The organism is Streptomyces anulatus, assembly GCF_000721175.1.
GTDB lineage: Bacteria > Actinomycetota > Actinomycetes > Streptomycetales > Streptomycetaceae > Streptomyces > Streptomyces anulatus_C.
Window position 1 is genome coordinate 1 of the sequence record NZ_JOEZ01000021.1, and the last position, 12,602, is coordinate 12,602.

Consider the following 12,602-nt stretch of genomic DNA (forward strand, 5'->3'; position numbering starts at 1 on the left):
GACGCCACCGGACCCCTCCCCACCCCCGAGGACTTCCAGAACATCCCCGGACTCGGCGTCCAGGGCATCGTCGAGGGCCACGCCCTCCTCGTCGGACGGGAGCAGTTGCTGGCCGAGTGGGAGATCCGTCTCCCCGACCGCCTCGCCGAGGCGAAGCAGGCCGCGGAGGCCGCCGGCCGTACGGCGATCACCGTCGCCTGGGACGGCGAGGCGCGCGCGGTGCTGGAGGTGGCCGACGCGGTGAAGGACACGAGCGCCGAGGCCGTCCGCCGGCTCCGCGCCCTCGGCCTGACCCCGATCCTCCTCACCGGCGACAACCGGGCCGTGGCGGAGTCGGTCGCGGCCGAGGTGGGCATCGACGAGGTGTACGCGGAGGTCATGCCGCAGGACAAGGTCGATGTGGTCAAGCGCCTTCAGGCCGAGGGCCGGGTCGTCGCCATGGTCGGCGACGGGGTCAACGACGCCGCCGCCCTCGCCCAGGCCGACCTCGGTCTCGCGATGGGCACGGGGACCGACGCCGCCATCGAGGCCGGCGACCTCACCCTGGTCCGCGGTGACCTCAACGCCGCCGCCGACGCGATCCGCCTCGCCCGCCGCACCCTCTCCACCATCCGCACCAACCTCTTCTGGGCCTTCGCCTACAACGTCGGCGCCCTCCCGCTGGCCGCCGCCGGACTCCTCAACCCGATGATCGCCGGGGCCGCGATGGCCTTCTCCTCGGTCTTCGTGGTCGGCAACTCCCTGCGGCTGCGCACCTTCAAGGGCGCGTGAGTCCCCGGGCACGAAGTCGGAGCGCGGCGGGGCCCCTGCGGTCCCGTCGCGCTCAGGCGCGTACGAAACGCAGCCGGGTCCCCGGCACCGCCTGCGCCGCCGCGGCGAGGGACCGTTCGGGGACGACGCCGACGACCGGGTAACCGCCGGTCGTCGGATGGTCGTTGAGGAAGACGACGGGCCGGCCGTCCGGCGGCACCTGGACCGCCCCCAGGACCATGCCCTCGCTGGGCAGTTCCCCCGTACGGGACCGCTCCAGCACCGGGCCCTCCGTCCGCAGGCCGATGCGGTTGCTGTGCGCCGAGACCCGGTAGGCGGCGGTGTGCAGCGTGCGGAGCGCGGCGTCGGTGAACCAGTCGTGCCGGGGCCCGGGGTGGACCGGGAGCACCAGCTCGGCGGGGGCGCCGGGCCAGGGGACGGGACCGGCGGGCGGCGGCGGGCCGCCCGGATCACCCAGCGGGAGTGCGTCGCCCTCGCTCAGCGGGGCGGGGCCGAGACCCGAGAGGAGGTCCGCCGAGCGGCTGTCCAGCACCGCTTCCGGCTCCAGCCCGCCCGCGAACGCCAGGTAGCCGCGCAGGCCGCCGACGGCGGGGCCCGCGTCCAGCACCGCGCCCGCGGGCACCCGCACCGGCGCGCCCCACGCCACCGGCCGCCCGTCGACCGTCACCCGGCAGCCCGCCCCGCCGACGACGGCCACGACCGGCCGGTCCGGGCGGACCGCGCACCCGGTGAGCGTGGTCTCCAGGACGGCGGCGTCCGGCGGGTTGCCCACCAGCCGGTTGGCCAGCCGGGCGGCGGGCGCGTCCAGGAACCCGGAGCGTCCGACCCCGAGGTGAGCCCAGCCGGGACGGCCCGCGTCCTGCACGGTGGTCAGCGCCCCGGCCCGGACGACGCGCAGGCGGGAGCCGGCGGGCGTCATCCGCTCCTCCGGAAGTCGCCCGCCCGGGGAGCCCCGGCCCGGGAACCGCCCGCCCCGGAACCTCCCGCCTCGGGCTCGCCCGCCCGGGGACTCGGCACCGCGCCGCCCTCCGCCCCCACCGCCACGAAACTGACCGGCGTCCCCGGCTCCAGCAGCGCCGCCGGTTCCCGGGCCGGGTCCCACAGGGCTCCCGGGTCCGGCATCCGACCGACGATCCGCCAGCCGCCGGGCGAGGGGCGCGGGTACACCCCGGTGTAAGGGCCGGCGAGGGCCACCGCCCCGGCCGGAACCCGGGTGCGCGGGGTCGTGCGCCGGGGCACGTGCAACGGCTCGGGCAGCCCTGTGAGGTAGCCGAACCCGGGGGTGAACCCGCAGAACGCCACCCGGAACGCGGTACGGGAGTGCAGGACGGCCACCTCGGCGGCCGGGACGCCCCAGAGCGCGGCGACCTCGGCGAGGTCGGGGCCGTCGTAGACGACGGGGATCTCCACCGCGTCGCGGCCCTCGCGGAGCAGCGGCGGCGTCCGCCACGCGGCGAGGTCGCGGGCGAACCGGTCCCGGGCGCCGGGCGCGCTCTCCGCGATCCCGTCGAGCAGGACGGTACGGGCGGCCGGGACGATCTCGCGTACGGCGGGGAGTTCACCGCGCTCGCGGCGGCGGAGCAGTTCGGCGTGGAAGGCCTCGGCGTGCTCGCCGTCGGCCAGCTCGACGAGCAGGGCGTGCGGCCCGGCGGGAAGGACGCGTATCTCCCGCACGCCGCCGGCGCCACCGTCGGAGCCGCTCACGCGAACGCCCGTACCGTGACGCCCGCTTCCTCCAGCGCGGCCCGCACCCGGCGCGCGAGGGCCGCCGCGCCCGGGGTGTCGCCGTGGACGCAGAGCGAGCGCGCCGAGACGGGTATCCGGCTGCCGTCCGCCCCGGTCACGGCCCGCTCGACGGCCATGCCGACGCTCCGGCGTACGACGTCGTCCGGGTCGTGCACCACCGCGGCCGGTTCGCCGCGGGGCACGAGGGTGCCCTGCGGGGTGTACGCGCGGTCGGCGAACGCCTCCTCGACCGCGGGCAGTCCGGCGTCGGCCGCGTGGGCGAGCAGCCGGGATCCGGGCAGCCCGAGCACGGCCAGGCTTCCGCCCGCGAGCCGGACGCCCGCGACGACGGCGGCGGCCTGGTCGTCGTCCCAGACGGCCCGGTTGTAGAGCGCGCCGTGCGGCTTCACGTACGAGACGACGGACCCGGCGGCCTCCGCGAAGACCCGCAACGCGCCTATCTGGTAGGCGATCTCGGCGGTCAGCTCGGCCGGCGGCACGTCCATGGACCGGCGTCCGAACCCGGCCAGGTCCCGGTAGGAGACCTGCGCTCCGATCCGTACTCCGCCGGCCGCCGCCGCATCGCAGACCCGCCGCATCACGGAGGCGTCGCCCGCGTGGAAGCCGCAGGCCACGTTGGCGCTCGTGACGCAGGCGAGGAGAGCGTCGTCGTCGGTCAGGGTCCAGTTGCCGAAGCCCTCGCCGAGGTCCGCGTTGAGATCCATCATCACGGGCGCACGGTAATGACAGTTCAGCGGAGCGACAAGGGGTGGTCCAGGGGGCGGTCCGGGGGCCGTCCGAAGGGCACAGGGGCGCGGCCCCCACGTCCTAGAGTCGTCCCATGACGGACAGTCCACGCCCACACGAAGCCGCTTCCCGGGACGCCGCTCCTCCCGACGCCGCCCTCCGCGACCGCTGGCACGACACGCTGCTGGCCGCGCGCGCCGGGGCGGACGGGCCCGATCCACTGCCGTACGCCGAGAACCTCCTCGCCCGCTGGGCCGAGCCGCAGCGCCGCTATCACACGACCGCCCACCTGATCACCGTCCTGGACCGCATCGACACGCTGGCCGGCCACGCCGACGACGTGCACGCGGTACGCCTGGCCGCCTGGTTCCACGACGCGGTGTACCGGCCCGACCGGACGGAGAACGAGGAGCGCAGCGCGGCCCTCGCCGAACGCGCGCTGCCCGAGGCGGGGGTGCCGGAGGCGGTGGCGGCGGAGGTCGCCCGGCTGGTCCGCCTCACCGTCACGCACGACCCGGCGGACGGCGACCGCAACGGCGAGGTGCTGTGCGACGCCGACCTCGCGATCCTGGCGGGCGACCCGCAGGAGTACGGGGCGTACGCGGCCCAGGTCCGGGAGGAGTACGGCTTCGTGCCGGACGCGGCGTTCCGGGAGGGCCGGGCGGCGGTGCTGCGGCAACTCCTTGGCCTGCCCAGGCTGTTCCGTACCCCGTACGGCGTGGCGGAGTGGGAGACGCGGGCGCGGCACAACCTGGCGACGGAGCTGGAGCTGCTGACGTCGTCCGGACCCCGCTGACCGGTGGCCGGTACTCCCTCCGACCGGTACTCCCGCTGACCCGCACTCCCGCCGACCGGTAAATGTTCCGGTTCGTTCACGGTGTCGTCCCGGTCGAGCCCTGGCCCGACCGGTGAAGGGCGATGAGCGCTAACGTCTCGCATCGCAGATGCACACACTCCGCAAAGGCAGCATGTGCGTCTTTCCGCTCACACGACTCCACGGGGGTACGGCTAGATGTCCAAGGGATACGGCAGCACGACGGTCGGCAGGTCTTCGCGGCGGCGCGTACTGCGGCTGGCCGGGGGCGGTCTCACGATGGCGGTGCTCGGAGCCGGCCTGACCGGCTGCGAGGACGAGCTCGCAACCGGCGGTGCGGGCGGCACTCCGTCGCCGCGCGGCGCTTCTCCCGAGGACGGCAAGGCCCCCGAGGACGGCCGGGCCCCCGAGCCGCTGTGGACGAGGACGACGTCGGCGCAGACCTACGGGGACAACGACGAACTCGTCACCGTGGACGGCGTGGTGATCGCGAGCGGTGATCCGCTAGCCGCCCTCGACGCGGCGACCGGCGAGGAGCGGTGGTCACTGCCCGGCGGCGCGGTGCCCGGTGCGCCGTTGCTGCTCGGCGCCGGCACCCTGTACCTGGCCAGCGGAGAGTACGACGGCAACGTCATCGGCTACGTACCGGGAACCGGCGAGGAGGCCTGGCGCAGCCACCTGGGCAAGGAGTACCGGCAGCCGAGGCCGGTCGCGGTGGACGCGGAGCAGGTCTACGTCATCGCGGAGATCCTCGAGGCCGACCACTCGTCCCACACCAACGTGATCGCCGCGCTGAACAGCAGCACGGGCAAGGTCGTCTGGAAGGAACAGCGCGACCTCGGCACCCAGCAGAACGGCGTCCACGCCGTCGTGCAGGGCCGCTACCTCGTCTACACCGACTTCAAGAAGAACCTCACGGTCCGCGACACCGCCACCGGCCGGCAGGTGTGGACGCACAAGACCACGAAGACGAGCTACGGCCCGTTCGCCGTCCACAAGGACCTGGTGATCGTCCCTCAGGGGCAGCGGCTCCAGGCGTTCGCCCTGTCCGACGGGTCCGAGAAGTGGTCCGTGGAGACCGAGCGGTTCACCTCCTTCCGGGAGCCGGCCCTCCTGGAGGACGTGCTCTACATCGCGGACAGCGGCCGGACGCTGTGGGCCGTCGAGCCGGGGACCGGCAAGAAGATCTGGCAGTCCACGGCCCTCAAGGACACGGGCGCGCACGTCCCGCGGCAGTTCGTCACGGTGGGCGGCACCCTCTACGGAGCCACCGAGCTCGACGAGAAGGGCGGCGTCCACGCCTTCGACGCGAAGACCGGCGCCCTGCGCTGGACGTTCAACGACAAGACCGGCGACTACCACGCGTGGCTGATCGCCACCGACGGCAAGCGCGTGTTCGCCCTGCACGGCAAGAAGCTGCACGCCCTTCCCGCGTAACGCGGACGCCCCGGGGCCGGGGACGTCGCAGCGGGCGTGCTTCAGCCTCCGGATTCCCCGGCGCCGAGGAATGCGGAGGCGTTCCCCGGCGTTGGGACGAGTCATGCCCGACTCTCTCGCCCGCCGCGCCCCCATGCCGCCGGCCGTATACGTTCTCGGTCTCTCGGTCTTCGCACTCGGCACCAGCGAGTTCATGCTGTCGGGCCTGCTCCCGCCGATCGCCGACGACATGAACGTGTCGATCCCGCAGGCCGGACTGCTCATATCCGCGTTCGCGATCGGCATGGTGGTCGGCGCCCCGCTGCTGGCCGTCGCCACGCTCCGGCTGCCGCGCCGCACCACGCTGATCGCGCTGATCTCGGTGTTCGGCCTCGGCCAGCTCGCCGGTGCGCTGGCTCCGACGTACGAGGTCCTCTTCGTCTCCCGGGTGGTGAGCGCGCTCGCCTGTGCGGGCTTCTGGGCGGTCGGCGCGGCCGTGGCCATCGCGATGGTCCCGGTGAACGCGCGGGCGCGGGCGATGGCCGTGATGATCGGCGGTCTGTCCGTCGCGAACGTGCTGGGCGTGCCGCTGGGGGCCTTCCTCGGCGAACACCTCGGCTGGCGTTCGGCGTTCTGGGCGGTCGGCGCGGCCTCGGCGGTGGCCCTGGCCGGCGTCGCCACGCGCATCCCGCACATCCCGCTGCCCGAGGCGAAGCCCGAGCTGAAGCGGGAGCTGGCGATCTACCGGGACCGGCAGGTCTGGCTGGCCATCGTGATCACCGCGCTCGCGGCGGGCGGCGTGTTCTGTGCGTTCAGCTACCTGGCGCCGCTGCTCACGGACGTGGCGGGGCTCGACTCGGGCTGGGTTCCGTGGATCCTCGGCCTGTTCGGAGTGGGCGCGCTGATCGGTACGGTGATCGGCGGCCGGGTCGCGGACGCGCACCTCTTCGGGGTGCTGCTGAGCGGCATCACGGCGTCCACGGTGTTCCTGGTGGCGCTGGCCCTGTTCGCCTCCAGCCAGACCGCGGTCGTCGCGCTGGCGTTCCTGCTGGGCCTGTCCGCCTTCTTCACGGCCCCCGCGCTGAACGCCCGGATGTTCAACGTGGCCGGGGCCGCCCCGACGCTGGCCGGGGCCACCACGACGGCGGCGTTCAACCTGGGCAACACGAGTGGCCCGTGGCTCGGCGGCACCGTGATCGACCTGGACTTCGGCTTCGCGTCCACGGCCTGGGCGGGCGCGGCGATGACGGCCCTGGCCCTGGCGGCGGTGGGGGTGGCGCTGCACCTCCAGCACGGCGGCGGCGAGGGCGGCCGGTCCCGCTCGCGGCTCATCGCGAAGAGCGCGGCGGCCCCTGAGAGCCTGTCGGGTGGCCTTCGACCGGAAAGCGGACGCGGCCCGGTGCGTACGGTTCCAAGGCGCCGAGATGCCCTGGTAGCTCCGCTACGAGGGCATTTCGGCAACGCCGGAAGCGTGCGTGCCAGGGCGTGGCCGCCCGATCAGAGGTCGCCCGACAGGCTCTGAGGCGCCGGCCGCCCCTTCGGCCTCCTCAGCCCCGCGTCCGTAAGACGCCTGACCAGCTCCTTCGAGCCGATCTCCCTCGCCCCGGCCCGCACCGCGTCCGCGTAGTGCGCCTCCGGCACGTCGTAGTGATCGCGCTCGAAGGCGCGGGGCGGGCAGCCGATCGCGGTGGCGAAGGCGTGCAGCTCCTCGAACGACACATCGCTGACCAGGTGCGACCAGAGGCGGCCGTGTCCGGGCCAGGTGGGCGGGTCGATGTAGAGGGTCACCGCCGCAGCACCCCGCCCAGCGCCCCCACCGGCGCCACCGCCACGGCCGCCTTGGTGCACACCCAGTGCGGGTCGGGCCCGAGCTCCGGCTCCACGTCGAGCGCGTGCGGCTCCTCCTCGGTGCAGACCGGGCACAGCGGCCACCGCCCGTACCGCTCCAGCAGCGCGTCCTGCACGTCCTGGGCGACCAGCCCGGCCACGAACTCCGCGCCCTCGGGCCACTGCTCCACCCACCACCGCCGGTGGGTCACCGCGTCCTCGACCAGCGAGACGATGTCCGCCTCTGCGACATCGCCCGCCGCCAGATCGGCCATGACGAGCGCGCGGGCGGTGTGCAGGGACTGCTCCAGGGGGTTCAACTCCATGCCCCCCATTGTGCGCGCCCGCGTGAGGGAACCACCCCCTGGAGGCGCCGCCTGAGGTCGGGACCGGAGGGGGGTTGACGCACCCCCGGGTTGAAAATATCTTTCAGATGTGACCCATGATGTGAAGGAAATTTTCAGCGGCGAATCCCCGCCGGCCCCCGCGGCCCTCGCCGCCAAGGTCCGGACCCTCGCCCCCTCCATGACCCGCTCGATGCAGCTGGTCGCCGAAGCCGTGGCGAGCGACCCGGCCGGGTGTGCCGCCCTCACCGTCACCGGTCTCGCCGAGCTCACCGGCACCAGTGAAGCCACCGTCGTCCGCACCGCGCGCCTCCTCGGCTACCCGGGATACCGGGATCTGCGCCTCGCCCTGGCCGGCCTCGCCGCGCACCAGGAGTCCGGCCGGGCCCCCGCCGTCACCGCCGACATCGCGGTGGACGACCCGATCGCCGACGTGGTCGCCAAGCTCGCCTACGACGAGCAGCAGACCCTCGCCGACACCGCCGCCGGGCTCGACACCGTACAGCTGGGGGCCGCCGTCGCCGCCGCCTCCACCGCCCGCCGCATCGACATCTACGGCGTCGGGGCCTCCTCCCTCGTCGGCCAGGACCTCGCGCAGAAGCTGCTCCGGATCGGGCTGATCGCCCACGCGCACACGGACCCGCACCTCGCGGTGACCAACGCCGTGCAGCTGCGCAGCGGCGACGTGGCCATCGCGATCACGCACTCCGGCTCCACCGGCGACGTCATCGAGCCGCTGCGGGTCGCCTTCGACCGCGGGGCGACGACGATCGCGATCACCGGACGGCCCGACGGGCCCGTATCGCAGTACGCGGACCATGTGCTGACCACGTCCACCGCGCGCGAGAGCGAGCTGCGGCCCGCCGCCATGTCGAGCCGCACGAGCCAACTGCTCGTCGTGGACTGCCTGTTCATAGGCGTCGCGCAGCGGACGTACGAGACCGCCGCGCCGGCCCTGGCCGCCTCCTACGAGGCCCTCGCCCACCGCCACAACCCCCGCACCCGCTGACCGCACCGGCCACGCACCACCCGTACGCGTACGCGACCGAGAAAGCAGAGCTGCCCCCCATGACCTCCACCACCGACGCGAACACCGACGGCTCCACCGGCTCCGCCGGGAGCTACGGCGAACTCCGCGCCCAGCTCGCCACCCTCACCACCGAGGCGTTCCGCCCCGAGCTGGCCGAGATCGACCGGCTGGCCACGCAGGAGATCGCCCGGATCATGAACGGGGAGGACGCCACCGTCCCGGCCGCCGTCGCCGAGCGGCTGCCGCAGATCGCCGCGGCCATCGACGCCGCCGCCGAGCGCATGGCCCGCGGCGGCCGGCTGATCTACGCCGGTGCGGGCACCGCGGGCCGCCTCGGGGTGCTGGACGCCAGCGAGTGCCCGCCCACCTTCAACACCGACCCGTCCGAGGTCATCGGCCTGATCGCGGGCGGCCCCTCCGCCATGGTCACGGCCGTCGAGGGCGCGGAGGACAGCAAGGAGCTGGCCGCCGCCGACCTGGACGCGCTGAAGCTGGGCGCCGACGACACGGTGGTCGGCATCTCCGCCTCCGGCCGCACCCCTTACGCGATCGGCGCGGTGGAGCACGCACGCGCACAGGGCGCCCTGACCATCGGACTCTCCTGCAACGCCGGCTCCGCGCTCGGCGCCGCCGCCGAACACGGCCTGGAGGTCGTCGTCGGCCCCGAGCTGCTCACCGGCTCGACCCGGCTGAAGGCGGGCACGGCGCAGAAGCTGGTCCTCAACATGATCTCCACGATCACGATGATCCGGCTCGGCAAGACGTACGGGAATCTCATGGTCGACGTCCGCGCTTCCAACGAGAAGCTGCGGGCCCGCTCCCGGCACATCGTGTCCCTGGCCACCGGCGCGTCCGACGCCGAGATCGAGGCCGCGCTCGCCGCCACCGACGGCGAGGTCAAGAACGCGATCCTCGCCGTCCTCGGCGGGGTCGACGGCCCCACCGCCACCCGGCTCCTCGCCGAGTCCGGCGGCCACCTCCGCGCCGCCCTCGCGGCCGTACGCACCACCTGACCCACCCGGGTACCCCAACCCCACCCCCCGCACAGCAAGGCACCGAGCACCATGGCCACTGAAGACAAGAACCGCGCCACCGCCGCCGCGATCCTGCCGCTCGTCGGCGGCGGGGCGAACGTCGCCTCCATCGCCCACTGCATGACCCGGCTCCGCCTCGGGCTGCACGACCGGTCGCTCGTCGACGACGAGGCGCTCAAGGCCCTGCCCGCCGTGATGGGCGTCGTCGAGGACGACACGTACCAGATCGTGCTGGGTCCGGGCACGGTCGCCCGGGTCACCCCGGAGTTCGAGCACCTGGTCGCGGAGGCTCGCGAGGCCGCACCGACCCCGGTCCCCGAGCCCGGTGCGGCGGCCGTCTCCGCCGAGGAGCTGGCAGCCCAGGGCGCGGCGATCAAGGCGCAGCGGAAGGCGAGGAACGCCACCCCGTTCAAGCTGTTCCTGCGCAAGATCGCCGACATCTTCGTGCCGCTGATCCCCGCGCTCATCGGCTGCGGGATCATCGCGGGCCTGGGCGGTCTGCTGGTGAACCTTCAGTGGCTGCCCGCCGTGACGCCCGCGCTGGCGGCGATGGCGTCCGGCTTCATGGCGCTGATCGCGGTGTTCGTGGGCCACAACACGGCGAAGGAGTTCGGCGGTACGCCGATCCTGGGCGGAGCGGTGGCGGCCATCATCGTCTTCCCGGGCGTCGCGAACATCGAGGCCTTCGGCCAGACGCTCTCCCCGGGCCAGGGCGGTGTGCTCGGCGCGCTGGGCGCGGCGGTCCTCGCGGTGTACGTGGAGAAGTGGTGCCGCCGCTGGGTGCCGGAGGCGCTGGACGTCCTGGTCACCCCGACCCTGACGGTGCTGATCTCCGGCCTCGTGACGATCTTCGGCCTGATGTACGTGGCGGGCGAGGTGTCCTCCGCGATCGGCACGTTCGCGGACTGGCTGCTGTCCAACGGCGGCGCGGGCGCGGGCTTCGTTCTCGGCGGCCTGTTCCTGCCCCTGGTGATGCTGGGCCTGCACCAGGCGCTGATCCCGATCCACACCACGCTCATCGAGCAGCAGGGCTACACGGTCCTGCTCCCGATCCTGGCGATGGCCGGGGCGGGCCAGGTGGGCGCGGCGACGGCCGTCTACTTCCGCCTCCCGCGCAACGAGTCGATCCGCCGCACGATCAGGTCCGCGCTCCCGGCGGGCCTGCTGGGCGTCGGCGAGCCCCTGATCTACGGCGTCTCGCTCCCGCTGGGCCGCCCGTTCATCACGGCGTGCGTCGGCGGCGCGTTCGGCGGCGGCTTCGTCGGCCTCTTCAACCAGCTCGGCGACACGGTCGGCTCGACGGCCATCGGCCCGTCCGGCTGGGCCCTGTTCCCGCTCCTGGACGGCAACCACGGCCTGGGTTCGACGATCGCCATCTACGCGGGCGGGCTGCTCGTCGGCTATCTCGCCGGGTTCGTCGCGACGTACTTCTTCGGCTTCGGCAAGGACCTGCTCGCCGAGTTCAACGTCTCCCAGGAACCGGCCTTGTCCACGGTCGCCGCCACCGGCGGCACCCAGCCCCGTCCCACGACGGCCTCCGGCGCACCCGACACCACGGACGGCCCCGGCCCCTCGCCGTCCAAGGCGCCGGCTGCCGTGGAGTGAACCGGGGCCTCCTGACGTCAGGAACTCCTCACGTGTCCGGTGGCCGCCGATCGACGGTGCGGCCCCCTTGTGCCCGCCAGGCACATGGACGAGGCAGGCGCGGATGCCGCCGTGGAGGCCTGTCATGCCGCGTTCCACGAGGCCGCCAGGACCGTGAGGGGTCTCGAAGCCGAACTGGGTCTTCCTCTCGGGCGACGACGCCGAGGCCCAGGCCGAGCGCACCACCGGCCGGCTGTTCACGGGCCTGGGCCGGCCCGCGTCCTCCCAGCTCGACATCGGCGGCATCACCACCGCCCGCGGCCAGGAACACTTCGCGTTCCTCTTCACGGGGATCGCGGGCGGGGTGGGGTCCCACACCTTCAACATCAAGGTGGTCACCCGCCCGCAGCCGAAAGCCCTCTAGGCAGCGGGCCCCGGGAACTCTTCCGTCGGAAGCCGCACATCGAACGGGGACGGCACGGCCAGCGGTTTGCCGAACGGCACCGCGTCCGTGTGCTTGTACGTGCCGTCCTCGTTCGGTTCCGTGAACAGCGTGACCAGCGGTCCCCGGGTGTCGAACCGGTCGATCAGCAGGTACATCGGAACGCCCGCGCGGGCATACGCGCGGTACTTCTTGGTGCGGTCCTCCCGGGCGTTCCCCCTGGACGTGATCTCGACGACGAGCAACGCCTCCGAGGCGTCCATCGGATCGCTGGTCTCCGGATCCGCGCCGGTGATCAACTCCTTCGGCATGACCACCAGATCGGGGACGTACAGCTTGCCGAGCGGGGCCACGTGGACGCCGAGGGTCTGATAGATCCCCAACCCGTCGGGAAGGCCCCGGTAAAGGCGGCTCTGCACCGCCTCGGCGATGCCGTTGTGGTGCGCGTGCGGCGGTGGTACCAAGACGATCTGCCCCTCGTCGATCTCGGCGCGCCACCCCTCGGGCACGTCCAGTTCACGCCATGTCTGCAGGAGGTAGTCCCACTCGCGCCCATCCGAAGCCTGGCCGTTCTCGACGAACGCTGCGGTCATCGCGGGTCCCTTCTTCCGTGGCCTTGCCGAGAAGCTAGATCGGGGGGTTCGCGGCTGTCAGCCGTTCCTCCCAGCGTCCCACGAACGGGTGGCCCGCACAGGAAGAGCGCGCGGCGGACGCCCGTCACGGATGATCCGCTGCCGGACGGAGGGAAATTGCCGACGCCCAGTCCGTCCCGCCGCGGGCGGTGGCCGACGGGGCCGGGTGTATCGCTGGTAGCCACTTCGGACCAGCAGTCGCTTCTGACCAGCGAATGCGGGGCCTCTCCCTGGGC

13 protein-coding genes and 1 pseudogene are annotated in these 12,602 nt (G+C 73.6%); 8 read left to right on the forward strand and 6 right to left on the reverse strand.

Translation table 11 applies throughout. The features are described 5' to 3' along the window. A partial coding sequence (locus tag IG90_RS0123780) for an HAD-IC family P-type ATPase (RefSeq protein ID WP_030588053.1) occupies nucleotides 1-771 on the forward strand: 771 nt, incomplete at its 5' end. A gap of 52 nt (nucleotides 772-823) precedes the next feature. On the opposite strand, the gene IG90_RS0123785 is transcribed toward IG90_RS0123780, so the two are convergent. The 3 genes from IG90_RS0123785 to IG90_RS0123795 are packed head-to-tail and all read right to left on the reverse strand — an operon-like array spanning nucleotide 824 to nucleotide 3,221. Further along, a complete protein-coding gene (locus tag IG90_RS0123785; protein ID WP_030588055.1) occupies nucleotides 824-1,690 on the reverse strand; it encodes a 5-oxoprolinase subunit C family protein in 867 nt (288 codons plus the stop codon). Then, nucleotides 1,687-2,475, reverse strand: a complete 789-nt coding sequence (locus IG90_RS0123790) for a 5-oxoprolinase subunit B family protein (RefSeq protein WP_078585347.1) — start codon at nucleotides 2,473-2,475, stop codon at nucleotides 1,687-1,689. Before IG90_RS0123790 ends, IG90_RS0123785 begins: the two co-directional genes overlap by 4 nt. Continuing rightward, the gene (locus IG90_RS0123795; RefSeq protein ID WP_033894625.1) at nucleotides 2,472-3,221 is read right to left on the reverse strand and encodes a LamB/YcsF family protein; all 750 of its coding nucleotides are present in this window, start codon (nucleotides 3,219-3,221) and stop codon (nucleotides 2,472-2,474) included. Before IG90_RS0123795 ends, IG90_RS0123790 begins: the two co-directional genes overlap by 4 nt. Before the next feature lie 116 nt (nucleotides 3,222-3,337). Here IG90_RS0123795 and IG90_RS0123800 point away from each other — a divergent pair, with 116 nt between their 5' ends. The 3 genes from IG90_RS0123800 to IG90_RS0123810 all read left to right on the forward strand — a co-directional run bounded on the left by IG90_RS0123800 (nucleotide 3,338) and on the right by IG90_RS0123810 (nucleotide 6,995). Next, nucleotides 3,338-4,039 carry an HD domain-containing protein gene (locus IG90_RS0123800; RefSeq protein ID WP_030588065.1) on the forward strand — a complete coding sequence of 234 codons (702 nt, stop codon included), beginning with the start codon at nucleotides 3,338-3,340 and terminating at the stop codon, nucleotides 4,037-4,039. 216 nt (nucleotides 4,040-4,255) lie between these two features. Beyond that, nucleotides 4,256-5,494, forward strand: coding sequence for an outer membrane protein assembly factor BamB family protein (locus tag IG90_RS0123805; protein ID WP_030588070.1), 1,239 nt, complete (start codon nucleotides 4,256-4,258; stop codon nucleotides 5,492-5,494). Between the two features lie 133 nt (nucleotides 5,495-5,627). After that, entirely contained in the window at nucleotides 5,628-6,995 is a 1,368-nt protein-coding gene (locus IG90_RS0123810; protein ID WP_233436051.1) for a Cmx/CmrA family chloramphenicol efflux MFS transporter, read from the forward strand. On the opposite strand, the gene IG90_RS0123815 is transcribed toward IG90_RS0123810, so the two are convergent. After that, entirely contained in the window at nucleotides 6,971-7,261 is a 291-nt protein-coding gene (locus tag IG90_RS0123815; protein ID WP_030588077.1) for a DUF4031 domain-containing protein, read from the reverse strand. The genes IG90_RS0123810 and IG90_RS0123815 overlap by 25 nt on opposite strands. After that, nucleotides 7,258-7,626, reverse strand: a complete 369-nt coding sequence (locus IG90_RS0123820; RefSeq protein WP_030588080.1) for a hypothetical protein — start codon at nucleotides 7,624-7,626, stop codon at nucleotides 7,258-7,260. The genes IG90_RS0123815 and IG90_RS0123820 overlap by 4 nt, the downstream gene beginning before the upstream one ends. A 109-nt stretch (nucleotides 7,627-7,735) precedes the next feature. Between IG90_RS0123820 and IG90_RS0123825 the strand changes: the two genes are divergently transcribed. The 4 genes and pseudogenes from IG90_RS0123825 to IG90_RS46090 form a co-directional block, all read left to right on the forward strand. Further along, a complete protein-coding gene (locus IG90_RS0123825; RefSeq protein ID WP_030588082.1) occupies nucleotides 7,736-8,653 on the forward strand; it encodes a MurR/RpiR family transcriptional regulator in 918 nt (305 codons plus the stop codon). Between the two features lie 59 nt (nucleotides 8,654-8,712). After that, complete coding sequence (gene murQ, locus IG90_RS0123830; RefSeq protein WP_030588085.1) at nucleotides 8,713-9,687, forward strand: N-acetylmuramic acid 6-phosphate etherase; 975 nt, start codon at nucleotides 8,713-8,715, stop codon at nucleotides 9,685-9,687. A 51-nt stretch (nucleotides 9,688-9,738) separates the two neighbouring features. Continuing rightward, nucleotides 9,739-11,313 (forward strand): PTS transporter subunit EIIC, encoded by a 1,575-nt coding sequence (locus IG90_RS0123835; protein WP_030588089.1) that lies wholly within the window; start codon nucleotides 9,739-9,741, stop codon nucleotides 11,311-11,313. Nucleotides 11,314-11,482: 169 nt separating this feature from the next. Further along, nucleotides 11,483-11,716 (forward strand): annotated as a pseudogene (locus tag IG90_RS46090) (oxidoreductase); the annotation flags it as partial. Here IG90_RS46090 and IG90_RS0123840 read toward each other — a convergent pair. Then, nucleotides 11,713-12,327 (reverse strand): Uma2 family endonuclease, encoded by a 615-nt coding sequence (locus IG90_RS0123840; RefSeq protein ID WP_030588092.1) that lies wholly within the window; start codon nucleotides 12,325-12,327, stop codon nucleotides 11,713-11,715. The pseudogene IG90_RS46090 and the gene IG90_RS0123840 sit on opposite strands and share 4 nt — an antisense overlap. Between the last annotated feature and the right edge of the window lie 275 nt (nucleotides 12,328-12,602).